We start from the raw sequence: 19,701 nt of genomic DNA, 5'->3' as shown, positions 1-19,701 counted from the left end.
CTAATCTAATTTCTCAAGCTCTTCCAGCAAGGCTTCATATTGTTCTTTTAAGCTTTCTGGTTGAAAATTACTCTTTAATTTTGCAATAATTTTAGCGCGCTCTTGAAATTTATGAAACAATAATAACTTCTCTTCGTATTCCTCAAGCATCGCTTCTGTACGCTTTATGTTATCATAAACTGCCTGACGGCTCACGTGATACTCTTCTGCAATTTCACCTAAGGAGTAGTCATCAAGATAATAAAGGGACATATAGCTGCTTTGTTTTGGTGTTAACAACGATTGATAGAAATCATACAAATAATTCATTCTCGTTGTTTTTTCAAGCATCTCTAAACCCCCTTGTTAAGTGAAAAGCCTTTACAATGTAAAGTTTACCTATCACACACTGAATTGTCAAGCATAGACTGACTTTTATAGTGTATTAACTTATATATAAGCTATATTTGTCAGCCAAGCTTCTGTCATTTTAAAATAACCGATTACATTAAGTAAAGCTCATTGCATTCTTCAGCAATGAGCTTTGTTCTTATTCTTATTCTTCTGCTTCAACCATTTCAGCAAATAATCCATACACATATTGTTCTGCATTGAATGTTTGTAAATCATCCATTTTCTCACCTAAACCAACTAATTTCACTGGGATTTCCAACTCATTTCGAATGGCCAAGACGATGCCACCTTTAGCTGTTCCGTCTAATTTCGTTAAAACAATACCTGTTACATTTGTCGCTTCTTTAAACGTTTTCGCTTGAACCATTGCGTTTTGCCCAGTTGTCGCATCTAAAGCTAACAGAACTTCATGAGGTGCACCTGGTACTTCCCGTTCAATGACACGTTTTACTTTTTCAAGTTCTTTCATTAAATTCACTTTGTTTTGCAGCCGACCGGCTGTATCACAAATAAGAACATCTGCTTTTCTTGACTTTGCTGCCTGTACAGCATCAAACATCACTGCAGCAGGGTCAGAACCTGCCCCTTGTTTAATTACTTCAACCCCGACTCTTTCGCCCCATACTTCAAGCTGTTCAATCGCCCCAGCACGGAACGTATCTCCTGCGGCTAAGATGACCTTTTTCCCTTCCCCTTTTAGCTTATGAGCAAGTTTTCCTATTGTCGTTGTTTTCCCCACACCATTGACGCCGACGAACAACATAACCGTTAGACCCTCGTCTTGAATATTTAAATCTGCAGAAGATTCGCCTGCTCTTTCATAAATATCAATTAATTTTTCAGAAATAACTGCATGGACCTCTTTCGGATCTTGAATATTTTTTCTTTTCACTTCCATCTTTAATTCTTCTACTAATGTCATGACAGTATCAAAACCAACATCTGCTTGGATAAGAATTTCTTCTAATTCTTCAAAGAAATCTTCATCCACTTTGCGATATCTTGCAACTAAATCATTAACTTTACCAGAGAAATTATCTCTTGTCTTTGATAACCCGTCTTTAAATTTCTCTGTAACAGTATCCGTTTGTGAAGTGATTTTTTCTTTCAACTTCTTAAAAAAACTCATTTTCATAACTCCAATCTGCTAATAATTACTTTTAATATGTATGAGGATAAGCCCCACTAACTAATTACTAATGGGACTTATCATTAGGTTAGCTCATCGCCATCTCTTTTGTTTCTTCAAGCCTTACAGATACCATTTTTGAAACGCCGGATTCTTGCATCGTAACACCATACAATACATCCGCTTCCTCCATTGTTCCTTTTCTGTGAGTAATCACAATGAACTGTGTTTCATGGCTATAATTTCTTAAATACTTCGCATAGCGGTGCACATTTGCTTCATCTAAGGCTGCCTCTACTTCATCTAATATACAAAATGGGACAGGGCGGACTTTTAATATAGAAAATAATAACGCAATCGCAGTTAAAGCTCTTTCTCCACCAGATAGTAGCCCTAAATTTTGCAGCTTTTTACCAGGTGGTTGCGCGACAATATCAATACCGGTATTTAATAAGTCCTCAGGATTTGTAAACTTAAGATCTGCACGTCCCCCACCAAATAATGATTGAAAAACAGATTCAAAGTGGAAACGGATTCCTTCAAATGTTTCTTGAAATCTCCTTTTCATTTCCACATCCATCTCATCTATGACTTGGAAAAGCGTGTCTTTGGCAGCTAGTAAATCGTTCTGTTGTTCTAATAAAAACTCGTAACGTTCTGAAACACGTTCATATTCATCAATGGCACCTAAATTAACCGTGCCAAGTTCATCTATTGCTAATTTGATTAACTTTACCTTTTTGCGTGCATCTTCCACATCAATACTTAGTGGGAATGCCTCTTTCGCTGCTTCATAAGAGAGCATATATTCTTCACGCAAATGCGTTAAACGGGTCTCTAACTCTACGTCTAATCGATTAATTTTCACTTCGAGATCTTTTAATCCTTCTACTCTTCCTTTATGAAGACGTTTTAACTCTTTTAACTCCACTTCGATATCTTCAAGTACTGTTTGCAATGAAAATCTTTCTTCTCTTCGTTTAGCGATTAGTTCAATTGTTTGATTCTTATCTTCACGCTTTCTCATTGCTTCTTCTTCGAGATGCTGTTCTCCTGAGGAATTATTGGTCATTTCTGATGATAATAAATGCAAGTCATCTATAACGAGTTGTAATTTCTCTTCTGTGTCTGCTTTTTCTGAGACGATTGAACGCAAACGATCTTGTGCAGATTTTAGTTGCTCACTTTTAGAAGCAAATTGCACCTTTAATTCGTTTATCTCTTCTTGTAAACTTTCTTTTGACGTTTGTTGTACATTCTTTAATTGCGTTAATTCTTTAATTTGGTTATCTAATGAGATAATTTCTTCAGCATAATTTCGTAGGATTTCTGTTAATTCGTTTTCTCGATTCACGAAGCGGTTTTTCTCTTCAACAAATTGTGCCTTATCCAGGTCATACAAAGAAAGGCGATCATTTACTCTCTTCTCTTCATACTCCATATCTTTAAGGAGACCAAGACGGCTTTGCTCTTCTTCGCGTAATTGTTCTCCCTTTTGCTTAAGCGTTTCTAATATATGCTCAGCATCTTTGAACTGGTGCTTCATTTTCTTCACACGTGCCTCAAGTTCTTTTGTTTGCTGATCCATATGTGTGATCTTATCTTTCAAATCATCCAGCTCATTTTTTCTACTTAATATCGATGATTTATTTTGTTTAACCGCTCCGCCTGTCATTGAGCCACCAGGATTAACGATATCACCATCGAGTGTGACTATTCGCACGCGATACCCTAATAGCTTGGCTAGCGTATTAGCTCCTTTTAAATCACTGGCTATTATTACATTGCCTAGTAAGCTTTCAATAGCAGGAGCATATTTAGCATCATATTGTAGTAAGGAAGCAGCCGACCCTATGTACGCTTCGTGTTCTTTCACAATTTTTAATTGCGCTTCATTTAATGTTTTCTTTTTTAACACATCAAGTGGCAAGAAAGTCGCTCTACCATAGGATTGGCTCTTTAAATATTGAATGGCCTTTCGCCCATCAGATTCCGTCTGCACAACAATATGCTGCATTGCCGCGCCTAACGCAACTTCCATTGCAGTTTGATATTCTTTAGGAACCTCAATTAACTCCGCCACTGCTCCTTCAATACCACTAAGGCGATTGTTTCTTTCTTTCAGTACTTCCTTCACACCTTGGAAAAAACCGGAATAATCTTCTTTCAACTCTTCCAACATTTCTTTTCTAGACTGTGCTTGTTGTAGAAATTGGATGGCTTGATAGTATTTCTTTTCATCCTTTTCATAGGTTTGTTGCAACATTTCATATTCTTTTTGCTTTTGTCTATATTGGTGTATATGGTTGTCTAATTGTTCTTTAACTGCCTCATGATCATGCAATAACGCCGCTTTACGCTCGAGCAATACTTCTCTTTCCTCAATATATCGACTATTATCCCCAATCAACTTTTCTTCACGCGTTGCTTGTTGCGTAAGTTGTTTTTGCAACATCTGCTGTTCATTCTTTGCTGCTGCTTCAGTATTTAAAAGGTCAATATACTCACTTTTTAAGTTCTCAATTTGTTCATCAATATCAACGCTATATAACTTCAACTGTTCTAACTTCTCGGAAAGTTGTTTTTCATAAGTAGAGGCCTCAGACTTTAAAGCAAGCGTTTTTTGATCTTGTTCTTGTCTTAACTTTTTAAGTTCCTCTACACGTATGGTCAATACTTCTTTGTTTTTTTGTAACTGTTCTTTGTTTTGTGAAGCATTTTTCTTTCTTTCCTTGAGCACTTCTTTACGACCTTCAAGTTTTTCTAATGCTTCACTCGCATGTAGGAGTACTTCTTGTAATTCATTAACTGATTCATCCAATGCGACTGTGCGGTCTCGTACTTCAGCAATTTTCGCTTCTTTCGTTTGTACCTCTGCTGAAAGGGCTATTTCTTGCTGTTGCTGTTGATCAAAATCATTCGAGTGCTGTTCCCATTTTTTATGCAAATCCTCTATTTCATAAACTGTTAAACCGACTTCAAACTGTTCAAGCTCCTCTTTTTGCTGTAAATAATCTTTGGCAATAGAAGCTTGCATCTTCAACGGTTCAACTTGGGTTTCTAATTCGTGAAGAATATCATTTACCCTGTTTAGATTATCTTTTGTTTCACTTAGTTTGACTTCCGCCTTCTTTTTACGTGTTTTATATTTTAAAACACCTGCAGCCTCTTCAAAAATCGTTCTTCTTTCTTCCGGCTTACTATTAAGAATTTCCTCTACTCTTCCTTGGCTTATAATCGAAAATGCTTCTCTCCCTAGCCCCGAATCCATAAATAAATCAACAATATCCTTTAATCTACAAGGTTGTTTATTAATTAAATATTCACTATCTCCCGAACGAAAAACCCTTCTTGTTACACTAACTTCACTGTAGTCAAGTGGTAAAAATTGATCATGATTATCTAGCGTTAATGTAACTTCTGCATAGTTTAATGGTTTGCGTGAATCACTACCTGCAAAAATAACATCACCCATTTTCACGCCACGTAACGATTTAGCTGATTGTTCACCTAATACCCAACGGATGGCATCCGTAATATTACTTTTACCACTTCCATTAGGGCCAACAACTGCAGTTACACCAGTAACGAAATCAACTGTTACTCGTTCAGCAAAAGATTTAAAACCGACGATATCGAGTTGCTTTAAAAACAAAATCCTGCTCCTCCCTTACTAAATCTTTTTCACCTTTATAAAGAGTTAGTTCACATGGTTTTTAAGTACTTCTAATGCCATTTGCGCTGCATGTTGTTCTGCTTGTTTTTTTGAACGACCTGTACCCGTTCCTAGTTCTTCACCGTTTAGATAAACAGTCGACTCAAACTCACGATTATGAGCCGGTCCCTTTTCCTGTAGAATCTTATATTCAATCATTCCCGCTGAATCTCTCTGCACTAATTCCTGTAATTGGCTTTTAAAATCCATTACATGAGAAAATGCGCCAGAGTCTATCTTAGGGAAAACATATTTTTCTAAGAAGCAAACAACAACATCAATCCCTTGGTCTAAATATAGTGCTCCTATAAAGGCTTCAAATACATCAGCTAATAGTGCCGGACGCATTCTCCCCCCAGTCATTTCTTCTCCTTTTCCTAGTAAAACGTATTTGCCAAAATCTCTTTCATTAGCAAATTCAACTAAGGAAGGTTCACACACGACCGCTGCTCTTAATTTTGTTAATTCACCTTCACTCATCATCGGATATTTAATATAGAGAAATTTGGAAACTGTTAATTCCAATACCGCATCTCCTAAAAATTCGAGTCTTTCATTATCTTCATGAGGCTTTCTTCGATGCTCATTCACATATGAAGAATGAGTAAAAGCTTGTCTTAATAATTTTTCGTTTTTAAATTCAATAGATAATACCTGCTGTAATTCTTTAAACTTCTTTTCATCCGCACGTTTTCTTTTCTCTTTTTCTTTGTAATTACGCATTTTAACAGCCACCTTGTACCTTAAATGAAATTTATCCTAAATGGTGATAACCACACATATTGACTACGTTATTAGACGTGGTTTATTACTGATGACAAATCTTATCTTTTTATATACATCATTCTCTCTTAGTTTAAGCAATTTTACATAAAAACACAAAGAAACTTGGCAGAAAGAATTCTTAACCAAGTTTAAAGCGCTAATGAGGATAAATCTGGATGTACTTACTGTCCGTCACTACCTGATTAACTCAAGTCACGGCGGACAATAAGCACAAAAGTGACATCTGGCTCATTAACTGCTATTTATATAGAAAGATTGAGTGAGGTATACCCCTCACTCATACTTATCTAACGATTAGTTTTTTGCTTTTATGTAATTTACAGCGTCACCCACTGTTACAATTTTTTCAGCATCATCGTCAGAGATTTCCATATCAAACTCATCTTCTAATTCCATTACTAGTTCAACTACATCTAGGGAATCAGCACCAAGATCATCTTTGAAAGACGCTTCTTCTTTTACTTCTGCTTCATCAACACCAAGACGATCAACAACGATTTTTGTTACGCGTTCTAATACTTCTGCCATGCTTGTTCACCTCCCCTCAAGATATTATAGATGAAAGTTAATAAATACGAAAGATGTTTTTAGTAAATACAACAATCACGTAATCTTAAATCTTTCATTTATATGTAAACCCTTTAAAAAAGGACTTACTGTTTACATATACATACCACCATCAACATGCAAAGTTTGACCAGTCATATACTTACTGTCCTCTGAAGCAAGGAAGTTAACTACTTTTGCAATATCTTTTGGCTCTCCGAATGTTGCCAGTGGAATATTAGCAAGCATTTGCTCTTTAATTTCTGCATTTAATTCATCGGTCATTTCTGTCGTAATAAACCCAGGTGCAATCGCATTAACCGTAATGCCTCTCGATGCTAATTCTTTGGCTGTTGTTTTAGTTAAGCCGATGACACCAGATTTAGCAGCTACGTAATTTGCTTGGCCTGGATTTCCTGTTGTTCCAACAATAGAGGAAATATTAATAATGCGTCCGCTCCGCTGTTTCATCATTTGTCTAGTTACTGCCTTCGTGCACAGAAATACTCCTTTAAGATTGGTATTGATGACAGCGTCCCATTCATCTTCCTTCATTCTCATCAATAGGTTATCCTTTGTAATACCTGCATTATTCACTAGAATATCAATACGGCCAAAATGTTCGATGACCGTTTTAATCATATTTGTAACTGATTCACTATTAGAAACATCACATTGAATAGCAAATGCTTCTGACCCTAATGATTTAATTTCATCAACTACTTCATTGGCTTTCGCCTCACTACCTGCATAATTGACAGCTACTTTTGCCCCTTCTCTGGCAAGCTCTAAAGCTATTTCCCTACCAATCCCTCTAGAAGCACCGGTTACAATTGCAATTTTACTTGATAACTTCATTTTGCAGCCTCCTTTATGGCTTCGATAGTTGACTCAATGGACTTACTATCAGAGATAGCAAAAAGTTGAACATTACGGTCTACCTTTTTGATAAGGCCTGATAAAACCTTTCCAGGTCCAATTTCAATAAAGGTATCAACACCTAAAGCAAGTAGCTTCCTTACAGTATCCTCCCAAAGAACAGGTGAATATAATTGTTGCAATAGCTTTTCTTTAATTTCTCCAGACGCGGTGATTGGCGTTGCTGAAACATTCGCAATCACTGGCACACTTGCATCCTGTAATTGGATTTCATCTAATACGCTTAATAGACGATCAGCTGCTGGTCTCATTAGTTGCGAATGGAATGGACCACTTACTTCTAATGGTAATACTCTTTTCGCACCTGCCGTTTTCGCTTCTACGCCAGCTAGTTCTACACCTTGTTTTGTACCGGAAATGACAATTTGTCCAGGTGAATTCAAATTGGCTAATTGTACAGAATGACCTGATTCAGTAACCTTATCGGTAATAGCTTGCAGTGCTTCTCTTTCCATACCAAGAACTGCAGCCATTGTCCCTTCGCCATTAGGAACAGCCTCTTCCATAAATTCACCACGTTTATGAACAGCATAAGCACCGTCAGTAAAAGAAATAGCTCCTGCTGCAACAAGTGCTGAATATTCTCCTAAACTATGACCAGCAACATAATCTGCTGTGATGCCAGATTGTTTGAATGCTTCCAAAACCGCCATACTTGTTGTTAACAATGCCGGTTGAGCATTCATCGTTTGCGTCAACTGTTCTTGTGGGCCTTCGAAAATAAGTTGTGAAAGAGAGTATCCTAACCGTTCATCAGCTTGTTTAAATAATTTTAAAACGTTCTCATTCTCATCAGCTAGTGATTTCCCCATTCCAACAGTTTGTGAACCTTGTCCTGGAAAAACAAATGCAATTTTTCCCATATTATCTGCCTCCCATTATGATTGAATTTCAAGCGCCGCTTTCACTTTTTCAGCTACTTCATGCTCTACCATAATTCTTGTCTGCTTTACAGCACTGTACAAAGCATTGCGATCAGACGATCCATGTGCTTTAATAACTGGTGCCTTTAGTCCAAATAATGCTGCTCCACCATATTCAGAGTAGTCCATTTTCCCTTTCAACTCTTTCAAATCAGGCTTTAATACTGCTGCAGCTAGTTTTGATTTCAGATTACTTGTCATTGCCGTTTTCAACATCTTAAACAGACTCATCGCTGTCCCTTCAATGGTCTTTAATACCATATTACCAGTAAAACCATCGGTCACTACCACATCAGCTACACCATTTAGTAAATCACGCGCTTCAACATTTCCAATAAAATTGATATCAGCTTGTTGCAAATTAGTAAAAGTACCCTTTGTTAGTTCGCTACCTTTTTTCTCTTCTGTACCAATATTCAACAAACCAACTCTAGGGTTCTTAACTCCTCTTACCTTCTCTGCATAAATCGCCCCCATCAAGGCATACTGCGTTAAATGCTCAGGTTTAGCATCGACATTTGCTCCTACATCTAAAAGTAAGAAACCTTCTCCTCCTATGGTAGGCAAGGTAGGGGCGAGCGCTGGTCTTTCAATCCCTTCAATTCTTCCAACTACAAATAATCCAGCAGCCATTAAGGCTCCAGTATTACCTGCAGATATACAAGCATCAGCCTTACCATCTGCAACAAGTTGTGCAGCTAACACCATTGATGCTTGTTTTTTTCTTCTTACAGCGCGAACAGGTTCATCAGTGCCCAAAATCATTTCGTTCGTATGAAGCACTTGAATTCTGTCATCATTTGATGTCAAATATTTTCTAATCTCATCTTCATTACCTACTAAAGTAATTTCAATATCATTGAAGTCTAACGCAGCCTTCATAGCACCATGAACAATTTCCTCTGGTGCATTGTCACCACCCATTGCATCTATGGCAATTTTCACATCTATTCATCCTTTAGTTTCATTTAATATTTTTATTGATGCGAGCGATACATATCAAACTCACCTTTAAAAACACATTCATTATGTACGGTACTTATAACCTCTATCTTTGTCCGATCGTTATCGATACTTATCACTTTCGCTTTACATACTACTCGTTCCCCTTGCTTTACCGAGCGAGTAAAGTGAATATTTGCTTTCGCTGTTAAGGCAAGGTCATCATTAATAACCGCGACCGCTAAAGAGTTTGCTTGAGCAAATAAGTGATGTCCACGCGCAATTTGATTTCGTTTAAAAACATGCTCCTCTTTGACATCGAATATAGAAATGGCTACATTATCTAACTCAATATCAATGATTTCCCCTATTACTTCCTCAATAGGCAGCGCGACAACCTCGTCCTCAAAATTTTTTTCAGCGACTGTTTTTATTCTTTCTCTCAATTCAGGTATTGAGAGCTCTAACCGATCAAGCCTAATCGTCTGCACACTGACAGAAAACTTATCGGCTAAATCTTCATCCGTGATGAATGGGTTCTCTTTTATCGTTTCTACTAACAATGATTGTCGTTGCTTTTTATTTCTTTTCATTTTTTATACACCGTCCAAGAAAATTAAGACTAGGTACTAATAGTAGTATATAATTATAGCTATTATATTGCAAGAAGTAATTATTGCTACTATTGACCTTTTAAAGTCTTAAGCATACTAGCGAGTATCTAGGCAATGTTTACCTCAAACTATTTATTCAAATAGCTAGCTGCATCTAGTCCGCATATCTCCTTTCATTCCCTTTTTATTAATCTAACTTCTCACCTTCAAGCACACCATTATCCCTTAAGTAATCCCTCAACATTTGATATTTTTTTTCATACCAAAAGCTATCTGTCTGAATTAATTGAGTAGCATCATTTCTTGCCACTTCAAGTGCACGGTAATCATGCACCATGTCAGCTACCTTGAATTCAGGAAGCCCACTTTGCTTACGACCAAAAAAATCACCTGGACCACGTAGCTCTAAATCCTTCTCACTTAAAACAAACCCATCATTCGTTTCTGTCATAATTCGCATTCTTTCTTTGCCAACTTCTGACTTAGGATCAGCTAGTAATATACAATAGGACTGTTTATCTCCTCTACCAACTCTTCCTCTTAATTGATGAAGTGTAGCTAACCCAAAACGATCAGCATCGTAGATGAGCATCATTGTGGCATTCGGTACATTGACACCTACCTCAACCACAGTTGTAGATACTAGTACTTGCGTCTGATTGTCACTAAACTTCTTCATCACATCTTCTTTCTCATCAGGATGTAGACGCCCGTGCATTAAACCAACTTTATATCTATCCTGAAAATATTGCATAAGAATAGTGTGGACATCAATTGCATTTTGGACATCAAGTTTCTCTGATTCTTCAATGAGTGGGCAAATCACATAAGCTTGCTGTCCTCCACGCAATTCTTTCTCCATAAAGCCTAATACCCTTTCTAACATATCTAGTTTTGCCCAATACGTTTCTATTACTTTCCTACCTGCAGGCATTTCATCAATTATGGATACATCCATTTCACCAAATGCAGTTATGGCCAAAGTTCTCGGTATTGGCGTCGCGGTCATAAATAACACGTTAGGGTTTTCACCCTTTTGCCTTAATACACGACGCTGTTCAACACCAAAGCGATGTTGTTCATCTGTAATAACAAGTCCTAATTTTTTAAAAACAACTTCCGTTTGAATAAGCGCATGTGTACCAATAACAATATCAATGTTACCTGCCTCTAATTCTGCAAGTAGTTCTCTTCTCTTTTTCCCCTTCACTGAACTTGTTAATCTTTCAATCCGTATTGGATCATTCGCAAACATCATAGCCAGTGATTCTGCATGTTGTTCAGCTAAAATCTCTGTTGGTACCATTAATGCACCTTGATAACCCGCACTATTAGCAGCGAATAGCATAATAGCAGCAACTGCTGTTTTACCTGATCCAACATCACCTTGAAGCAATCGATTCATACGATAGTTAGATTTCATATCATAGAGAATTTCATTAACAACTCTTTTTTGTGCACCCGTCAGTTCAAATGGAAGTGTATCTATAAATGACTTTAAGCGTTGCAAATCATAATCAATGTTCACACCTGCACTACTTTCTCTTTCTATTTTTCGTAATGCTTGGATTTTCAATTGGAAATAAAAGAACTCTTCATATACTAACCTTCTTCTTGCTTGCTTTAGCATTTCGGGGGTATCAGGATAATGTAATGTACGGATCGCTTTTTCACGCGCCATCAATCGATAAGCCTCAATATATTCAGAAGGGAGTGTTTCTACTATATCGTGTCCGAATTGATCAAGTGCGTGCTTAATATAGCGACGTAAAGACTTCACTGTGACTTTGCCTTTAACAGCATAAACAGGTTCAAATGCATTCGTTTGCGTAACCTCACCTTTGCTGAGTTTACCTAGTGTAATCGTTTGGCGATGTTGGTCCCACTTTCCCGTAATAGTAACTGTATCATTTAATTCTATTTGCTTTTTTAAATATGGTTGATTAAACGCAATGACTTGTATGAGGTAGCGATCGACTAATACTCTAATTGTTAAGCGCGAACGTTTACGGCCATAAAAGCTAAGTGCGGGCTGTGAATGGACTTTCCCCTCAACTGTAATTCTTTCTTCATGTTTGATTTCACTTAAATCTTTTAGACGATAGTCTTCATAACGAAAAGGCAAGTATTCAATCAAGTCGCCTACAGTGGTAATTCCCATATCTTTCAGATTATCTGCAGCAGATTGACCCAACCCTTTTATATGATCTACTTTGTCACTTAACATACTTGACCCTCCTTTTCAAAACAGCCCTTCTTTACGGGAAATAAAGAAAACTCGCCCTTTTGGCGAGCACTAAGGCGAAGACAGAGGCATAGTTTCATAAACTAAATGATTAAATAACTAACCTCTAATTACCCTCCTACCATCGATATCAAATTCCAATTGCAGTAAGCAGGAGAAGGCAGTGAGTCATTTGATGAAAAAAGACCACGGGAGCAGTGTAAAAGAAGCTACCCATGGCCATTCTCTTCTATTTATTCTACCGAGAAGATAAATGCATATAATGGTTGTTTGCCGTCGTGCACTTCTACTTCGACATCATCATACTTCTCTTCTATATAGTTAAGAATTACTTCTACATCTTCTTTCGAGGCATCTTCACCTTGAATAATTGTGACAATTTCCGAATCTTCATCTATCATCTGGTCAATTAAACTTTTAGCAGATTGAAGTTTATCCTTATCTTTAACGATAATTTTGCCTTCTTCAATCCCCATAAAGTCGCCTTTTTCAATTTCAAGACCATCGATACTCGTATCGCGGACTGCGAAAGTGATCTGACCTGTTTTCACATGCGATAACGCTTCAGACATATAATCCTTATTCTCTGATAGCTCCGCGGATGGATTAAAGGCAAGGAGCGCACTCATTCCTTGAGGAACAGTTTTGGAAGGAACAACGATGGCATCGGTTTCTGATACTTCACACGCCTGTTCAGCAGCCATAATAATATTTTTATTATTTGGTAAGATAATTACTTTCTCTGCGTTCACTTCTTCAATCGCCTTTACAATATCCTCTGTGCTTGGATTCATTGTTTGGCCGCCTTCAATTACTACATGCGCCCCAATACTACGGAAAACCTCAGCAATTCCGCTTCCCATTGAAACAGTGATTACTCCGTATTCACGTTTTTCTTGGGGAACTTTAGTATCATTTTGTGATGCGGAAGCCTTTTCATCTTCGTCAAGAATGTTTGTGTGTTGCAAACGCATATTCTCGATCTTCATATTAATAAGATTTCCGTACTTTTGTCCATAGGATAAGCAATCACCTGGTTGTTCAGAATGAATATGAACCTTCACGAGGTTTTCATCAGCAATCACAAGTAGGGAATCACCATATTGACTTAAGTCTTGACGGAATTTTTCTTCAGAGAATGGATTCGTAGCTAACTTCTCAGATTCAAATCTAACCATAAATTCTGTACAGTATCCGAATACAATATCTTCTGTATTCATATGGCTCTGTACACTTTTATGATGTTCTGCACTTACAAGCTCCTCCATTTTCGGAAGAGATGCACTGGAGTCAGGTAATGCTTCTCCTTTTAATTCTGCTAGAAAGCCTTCATATACAAAAAGTAAACCTTGTCCACCACTATCAACTACCCCTACTTCTTTTAACACTGGTAGTAGCTCTGGTGTACGCTCAAGAGAAGCCTTAGCTTCATTAACGATTGCTTGCATAATTTGAACAATATCATCTTCTGTTTTCGCTACTTGTACTGCCTTGTTTCCAGCATCTTTCGCAACAGTTAATATTGTTCCTTCAACAGGTTTCATCACCGCTTTATAAGCCGTTTCTACACCCGCTTCAAATGCAGATGCAAATTCAAGTCCATTTACACTTTCTTTCTGCTCAATATGCTTTGCGAACCCACGAAAAAGCTGAGAGAGAATTACACCAGAGTTACCACGAGCGCCCATTAATAGACCCTTTGAAAGAGCAACCCCAACTTTACCAATATGATTGGTTGTTATATTTTTAACTTCCTTTGCACCAGAAGTCATTGACAAGTTCATATTTGTCCCAGTATCACCATCTGGAACAGGGAAAACATTCAATGCATCTACATAATTCGCATTTGTAGATAAATGATTAGCTCCTTGGACAATCATTTTCGCAAATTGTTTTCCTTCTAAAACTTTAATTGACACGAAATTTTCCTCCTCATTACGGGTTCGTTACACGAACACCTTGAACAAAAATATTAACAGACTCAGTACTTAGACCGACTGTTTGATCTAAAGTGTATTTAACTTTGGATTGCACATTATGAGCAACTTCAGAAATCTTCGTTCCGTAGCTAACAATAATATACATGTCGATATGTACTTCATCTTCTTCCTGACGCACGATGACACCTTTAGTAAAGTTTTCTTTACGCAGGATTTCAGATAAGCCGTCTTTTATTTGATGTTTAGAGGCCATGCCAACAATACCATAGCAGTCGACTGCTGCTCCTCCTGCAATTGTCGCAATTACGTCATTTGAGATATCAATTTGCCCGTAGTTATTCTTTAGTTCGATGGACATTTTATTGTTCCCCCTTCTGGTAAATTACTGCTTCTTCTAAGCTAGTCTTCGTTTTCATTGTGAATATCTAATGAATGACAATCATTGTATGATGAAGCCATGGAACGAATAGACGCATGTACTACACTTTTCATAAAGAATATTTTACTATACATGTAAGCATTTTAAAAGTCATACTTACCTCTTTCATATTATAACGTATTTCCACAGCATATATGTCAAGGTTTTTTTCTTGATAGAATAGAGGCAAACTATTGCATTGTAGGTGTTTGTATGATAAATTATTAAAGTATCTTTTTAGTATGAAATTGGTGCGAGCTACTTTCATATTAAGTTAGATGTAACTGACAATTGTGATCGAAACATGAAAATAATGATGTCATGTTTTAGTAAGGAGGGAATATAGATGCCACGCCAATGTGTAATTACTGGAAAGAAAACAAAAACAGGTAATGCTCGTTCTCATGCTATGAATGCTAACAAACGTACTTGGGGTGCTAACCTACAAAAAGTACGCATTCTTGTAGACGGTAAACCTAAACGTGTATGGGTTTCTGCAAGAGCTTTGAAATCAGGTAAAGTTGAACGCGTATAATGAATGAGAGGGTACCAGTATTGGTACCCTCTTTTTTTATACAATATTCGCACTAAAGACGTTAGAGTATTACTCCTTTTTAAATGTCCCTAGCATCGCCCTCACAATGCCTCCCAAAAATTTAGGCAGCTTGATTGTATAAAATCTCATTTAAGTCCCTCCTCAAAGTCTCACACCTTAAGTAATAAACGTACGCACTACTTCTTTTTATTCATATTAGAACAAAGGAATCAATATTAGTTATTTTTCATCCTTACTTCTTATCACCATTAATATGCCTTTATCAAAAGAAAAAGTACCATTATCATCAATAAGTTCATTACTAATACAAAGAGTTGACCCTAAAGGTACGAAGTGATTAGTTAATGGGTACTTGAATCCCGTTAATGTCAAGTTCCTCACGTTTTCTGTTACCGGAATAAAAGATATATATGGGTAAGATGATTCCTTAGCAATTTGATAATGGCCGCTCTTTTTAACCATAATTTGATTTTGTTTATCAACTAAACAAATAGGTACTAGAATGTCATTTAGAAGTGGTTGAATTAACAGTTGAGTATTAGCAAAAAAATGATCTAATCTCCCACCTGTGGCTCCAAATACCGTAATTTCTTCTGGCTTTTGCTCGATCGCCCATAAAAGTGCTAGTTCCATATCCGTTTCATCCTTTTCAGGTTTTACCCTTTGAAGATGAGGAACATGCTGCTTAATCATACTGTACTGACTTTCATCAACTGAATCAAAATCTCCAAATGCATAATCAATTGCGATTCCCTTTTTTATTAATGTATAAGCGCCACGATCAACACCTATCCATAATACTTCATCAAAACAATAGTCATTGAGATTGGGTAGATACTGTTGTGGTCCCCCTGCTAATATATTGATTTTCATCTCTACGCCCTCCACTTTTCCTATCCTTTTAGGTTATGAACTATTTATTCTTTTAAATTGCTAACTACTGTAAAATACAAGAAACATAAGAAAAGCTGACTCTAAGTATAATCTTAAAATCAGCTTTTTCAGGTCAATTCCGCAGTCTAGCGATTGCTTCTTTGCGGTCTTGTTTATTATAAACGGCAGAGCCTGCTACTAAAACATTCGCTCCTGCAGCAATGCATTTTTTTGCAGTCTCCTCATTTACCCCACCATCCACTTCGATTTCGAGAGAGGGATTAGATGTTTTACTCCATTCTTTTACTTCAGCAATTTTAGGTAAAACATTTTCAATAAATGATTGTCCACCAAAGCCAGGGTTCACCGTCATCAATAACACCATATCAACATCAGTTATTACATGCTTAATCGCTTCGACAGGTGTTGCTGGGTTAATCACAACGCCTGCTTTCACACCCAAGGACTTAATGAGATGTATTGTACGATGAAGGTGTTTACATGCCTCAGCATGAACAGTAATAATATCTGCTCCTGCTGAGGCGAAGCTTGGAATATATTGATCAGGATTTTCTATCATAAGATGAACATCTAATGGTAGGTTCGTTATCGGTCTAATGGCTTCAACAATTAACGGACCAATCGTAATGTTAGGAACAAAGTGACCATCCATCACATCTACATGAATATAATCCGCTCCCCCACGTTCGACATCAAGAATTTCTTCTCCTAATTTAGAAAAATCTGCAGATAAAATCGATGGTGCAATTTTTACCATGCGTTAATACCTCGGCTTTCTGTCTCTTATTTCGTCTATAAAAGTAATATAATGCTCATAGCGATAACGTGGCAAATCTCCGGCATCTATAGCTTGTTTAACTGCACATTTAGGTTCCTTTAAATGCATGCAACCTCTGAATTTACATGAGCTGCTTAATTCTTGGATGTCAGGAAAATAATTTTGTAAGTCCTCTTGCTCAATTTCTGTAAACTCTAAAGAGCTAAAACCCGGTGTATCAGCGACAAGTCCACCATTAATCTCAATGAGCTCCACATGTCTTGTTGTATGTTTTCCTCTCCCTAAATGAGAGGATATATCGTCTGTTTTTAATTGCAAATCAGGACGTAATACATTCAAAAGTGAAGATTTACCAACACCTGATTGACCAGCAAATACGGATATTTCTCCCGTTATGAAAGGATAAAGATCTTCAATCCCTTCCGCCGTTTCGGACGAAGTCAAAACAACTTTATAGCCTGCTTTTCGATAGTTATCAGCATATACAGCTAGTGTATCTTGTTCCTCTTTACTTGCCAAATCCATTTTAGTGATACAAATAATAGGCGTAATATGATTCGATTCTACCAGTACAAGAAAACGATCTAATAACGCTGTACTAAAAGTAGGTTCAACACTTGAGAAAATGAGAAAAGCTTGATCTACATTCGCTATAGGTGGGCGAATAAGTTCATTTTTACGCTTTCTCACTTCTAAAATATACCCTTCTTTATCATTTTCTGCTTGATAGTGTACTTCATCTCCGACTAATGGAGTTATTTTATTTTTACGAAAGACACCGCGTCCACGACATTGGATGATTTCTTTATCCTTGTTCAAAACATAATAAAAGCCACTTAAAGCTTTTATGATTTTGCCTTCTGGCATAGTAGTCCTCCTACATCACTGTTCATACGGAACATTTTCTTGAATAATCATTTGTCCATCCCTCATAATTTGGTAAGAAGCGGTTTCTCCTGGTTGTATTTGCAGTGAAAAGGAAATAACTCGATCTTCAGTAATATGAATCGTATTAAATGGCTCATCAATATTGTTGTCCATATCTTCTATAAAGATTTGTACTTCTTGAGGTTGTCCGACATTATCAGGATTTGGCTTATACGGTACATTCACTTCTCTTTTCACTTCAACAGGAACTTGTTCCGGCCCACTTGATAGATAAACTTTTACTGTGTCCCCGTCATTTAAAGATGCTCCAGCTTCAGGTTCCTGCCGAATGACCTCGCCTTGAGCAATCTCAGCATGATGCTCTTCTCCAGCTACTTCAATTGTTAATCCACTAGATGCTTCGTATTCTGCTAGAGCCTTATCATTATAACCGGTTAAATCTTTTAATTCTATCGGTTCCTCCCCTTTGCTGACGACGAAGATGAGCTCTTCTTCTTGGGGAATCACTTCTTCTCCGGGATCAATATTCTGTTCGAGAATTGTTCCCTTGGCTTCCTCACTAAATTCTTCTTCTGATTGGATAGATTGGAAACCCTCTTCTTTTAGTAACTCTTCTATATCACTATAAGGGCGACCAGTAAAATCCTCCATAGAAAAGCGCTCTTTACCGATACTTTCATAAATATTTACTGCTGTTCCTTCTTTCTGTGTCCTACCTGCTCTCGGTTCGGTTCTTATAACTTCTCCTGCTTTCACTTCATCATTGTTTTGTTCGATTTCTTCACCAATCGTAAATCCTTCTTCTTGTAACAATGTTTTCGCTTCATCCACGCTCATATTTGATACATCTGGTACAGTAACATCATCAGGTGAGAGCACCTCAGGTAAAACAGTGATGGTAAGAACAAATAGCACAACTAATAGAACAAAAGTAGATATAAGAATCATTGGACCTTTTTTTCGTTTTTTCTTCTTTTTCGTATCTTCTTTTTCTTTTTTGGGACTTTCCTTTTTTACAATAGGTACAGGACTATCTTCATTTTTTTCTTCAATTTTATGAATAATCGTTTCGTCAGTAGGGTGGTACATTTTATCTGCAGTAATAATCGGAATTGCTTTTGTAGCATCATCGTCATCAGGTACAGTAAACTTTCTTTCATTCATCCTCTCTTCGTTCAAAGATGTAGAGAGGTCTTCTTCCATTTCATCGGCACTATTATAGCGATGGAAAGGGTCCTTTGCTGTTGCCTTCAATACGATATTTTCAACACTTTGTGGTATATCTGGGTTCCATCTTCTTAAGGAAGGCGTTTCTGATTGCAAATGTTTCAATGCAATAGAAACAGCTGATTCTCCTGAAAACGGTAATCTTCCAGTTAAAAGCTCAAACATGACAATCCCTAATGAATAAATATCTGATTTACGGTTTGCCATACCGCCTCTGGCTTGTTCTGGTGATAAATAATGAACCGACCCTAATACGGAATTCGTCTGGGTAATGCTCGTTGCACTTAGAGCCATCGCAATTCCGAAGTCAGTAATTTTTATCTTACCTTCATGATCAATTAAGATATTATGTGGTTTAATATCACGATGAATAATCTGGTTTTGATGGGCGTGAGAAATAGCTGAGGTCAGCTGTTTCATAATATCAATCGCTGTTTCCAAAGGAACAGGTCCGTTTTTTTGTATGTATTGTTTTAATGTTTGACCGTCAACATATTCCATGACGATGTAATATAGGGTATCTTCTTCTCCTACATCATAAATCGTCACAATATTTTGGTGAGTTAAGCTTGTAGCTGATTGAGCTTCACGGTGAAATCGTTTAATAAACTCATCATCTTCAGCGAAGTCTAGTCTCAACATCTTTAGTGCCACGTTTCGATCTAGAATCATATCATGAGCTAAATAAACGTTGGCCATGCCGCCTCCACCGACCATTTCCAAAATTTTATAACGGCCGTTTATACGCTTACCAATCATCAACGTTTA

At 37.2% G+C, this 19,701-nt stretch carries 18 protein-coding genes; 1 reads left to right on the top strand and 17 read right to left on the bottom strand.

All coding sequences use genetic code 11. The annotated features are described in order from the left end of the window. The 12 genes from LCM23_RS20450 to LCM23_RS20395 form a co-directional block, all read right to left on the bottom strand. Entirely contained in the window at nucleotides 1-330 is a 330-nt protein-coding gene (locus LCM23_RS20450) for a putative DNA-binding protein (RefSeq protein ID WP_095369555.1), read from the bottom strand. 205 nt (nucleotides 331-535) lie between these two features. Beyond that, a complete protein-coding gene (gene ftsY, locus LCM23_RS20445; protein ID WP_224938583.1) occupies nucleotides 536-1,522 on the bottom strand; it encodes a signal recognition particle-docking protein FtsY in 987 nt (328 codons plus the stop codon). An 88-nt stretch (nucleotides 1,523-1,610) separates the two neighbouring features. Then, nucleotides 1,611-5,177 carry a chromosome segregation protein SMC gene (gene smc / locus LCM23_RS20440; protein WP_224938582.1) on the bottom strand — a complete coding sequence of 1,189 codons (3,567 nt, stop codon included), beginning with the start codon at nucleotides 5,175-5,177 and terminating at the stop codon, nucleotides 1,611-1,613. Nucleotides 5,178-5,222: 45 nt separating this feature from the next. Then, nucleotides 5,223-5,960: a ribonuclease III gene (gene rnc, locus LCM23_RS20435; RefSeq protein ID WP_224938581.1), complete on the bottom strand. Its 738-nt coding sequence runs from the start codon at nucleotides 5,958-5,960 to the stop codon at nucleotides 5,223-5,225. 357 nt (nucleotides 5,961-6,317) lie between these two features. After that, nucleotides 6,318-6,551, bottom strand: coding sequence for an acyl carrier protein (locus tag LCM23_RS20430; RefSeq protein WP_095369559.1), 234 nt, complete (start codon nucleotides 6,549-6,551; stop codon nucleotides 6,318-6,320). A 132-nt stretch (nucleotides 6,552-6,683) separates the two neighbouring features. After that, nucleotides 6,684-7,427 (bottom strand): 3-oxoacyl-[acyl-carrier-protein] reductase, encoded by a 744-nt coding sequence (fabG, locus tag LCM23_RS20425; protein ID WP_224938580.1) that lies wholly within the window; start codon nucleotides 7,425-7,427, stop codon nucleotides 6,684-6,686. Beyond that, the gene (gene fabD, locus LCM23_RS20420) at nucleotides 7,424-8,371 is read right to left on the bottom strand and encodes an ACP S-malonyltransferase (protein ID WP_224938579.1); all 948 of its coding nucleotides are present in this window, start codon (nucleotides 8,369-8,371) and stop codon (nucleotides 7,424-7,426) included. The genes fabG and fabD overlap by 4 nt, the downstream gene beginning before the upstream one ends. Nucleotides 8,372-8,386: 15 nt before the next feature. Further along, entirely contained in the window at nucleotides 8,387-9,376 is a 990-nt protein-coding gene (gene plsX, locus LCM23_RS20415) for a phosphate acyltransferase PlsX (RefSeq protein ID WP_224938578.1), read from the bottom strand. Between the two features lie 32 nt (nucleotides 9,377-9,408). Next, nucleotides 9,409-9,966: a transcription factor FapR gene (gene fapR / locus LCM23_RS20410; protein ID WP_095369563.1), complete on the bottom strand. Its 558-nt coding sequence runs from the start codon at nucleotides 9,964-9,966 to the stop codon at nucleotides 9,409-9,411. A 208-nt stretch (nucleotides 9,967-10,174) separates the two neighbouring features. Further along, the gene (recG, locus tag LCM23_RS20405; RefSeq protein WP_224938577.1) at nucleotides 10,175-12,214 is read right to left on the bottom strand and encodes an ATP-dependent DNA helicase RecG; all 2,040 of its coding nucleotides are present in this window, start codon (nucleotides 12,212-12,214) and stop codon (nucleotides 10,175-10,177) included. Between the two features lie 251 nt (nucleotides 12,215-12,465). Next, nucleotides 12,466-14,151, bottom strand: a complete 1,686-nt coding sequence (locus LCM23_RS20400; RefSeq protein WP_224938576.1) for a DAK2 domain-containing protein — start codon at nucleotides 14,149-14,151, stop codon at nucleotides 12,466-12,468. A gap of 16 nt (nucleotides 14,152-14,167) precedes the next feature. After that, complete coding sequence (locus LCM23_RS20395; protein ID WP_095369566.1) at nucleotides 14,168-14,530, bottom strand: Asp23/Gls24 family envelope stress response protein; 363 nt, start codon at nucleotides 14,528-14,530, stop codon at nucleotides 14,168-14,170. A gap of 406 nt (nucleotides 14,531-14,936) precedes the next feature. On the opposite strand from LCM23_RS20395, the gene rpmB reads away from it, so the two are divergent. Further along, nucleotides 14,937-15,125, top strand: a complete 189-nt coding sequence (gene rpmB, locus LCM23_RS20390) for a 50S ribosomal protein L28 (protein WP_095369567.1) — start codon at nucleotides 14,937-14,939, stop codon at nucleotides 15,123-15,125. Nucleotides 15,126-15,194: 69 nt separating this feature from the next. On the opposite strand, the gene spoVM is transcribed toward rpmB, so the two are convergent. The 5 genes from spoVM to pknB form a co-directional block, all read right to left on the bottom strand. Beyond that, nucleotides 15,195-15,275, bottom strand: coding sequence for a stage V sporulation protein SpoVM (gene spoVM / locus LCM23_RS20385; RefSeq protein WP_095369568.1), 81 nt, complete (start codon nucleotides 15,273-15,275; stop codon nucleotides 15,195-15,197). A gap of 90 nt (nucleotides 15,276-15,365) precedes the next feature. Continuing rightward, nucleotides 15,366-16,019, bottom strand: coding sequence for a thiamine diphosphokinase (locus tag LCM23_RS20380; protein WP_224938575.1), 654 nt, complete (start codon nucleotides 16,017-16,019; stop codon nucleotides 15,366-15,368). A gap of 133 nt (nucleotides 16,020-16,152) precedes the next feature. Then, nucleotides 16,153-16,797, bottom strand: a complete 645-nt coding sequence (gene rpe / locus LCM23_RS20375) for a ribulose-phosphate 3-epimerase (RefSeq protein ID WP_224938574.1) — start codon at nucleotides 16,795-16,797, stop codon at nucleotides 16,153-16,155. 3 nt (nucleotides 16,798-16,800) lie between these two features. After that, on the bottom strand, nucleotides 16,801-17,685 hold the full coding sequence (gene rsgA / locus LCM23_RS20370) for a ribosome small subunit-dependent GTPase A (protein ID WP_224938573.1): 885 nt from the start codon (nucleotides 17,683-17,685) through the stop codon (nucleotides 16,801-16,803). A gap of 15 nt (nucleotides 17,686-17,700) precedes the next feature. Next, nucleotides 17,701-19,692: a Stk1 family PASTA domain-containing Ser/Thr kinase gene (gene pknB, locus LCM23_RS20365; protein ID WP_281202427.1), complete on the bottom strand. Its 1,992-nt coding sequence runs from the start codon at nucleotides 19,690-19,692 to the stop codon at nucleotides 17,701-17,703. Nucleotides 19,693-19,701 lie beyond the last annotated feature (9 nt).

The organism is Cytobacillus kochii (genome assembly GCF_020171845.1).
Classification (GTDB): Bacteria; Bacillota; Bacilli; order Bacillales; family Cytobacillaceae; genus Cytobacillus; species Cytobacillus kochii.
This window is presented reverse-complemented; position numbering and strand designations above follow the sequence as displayed.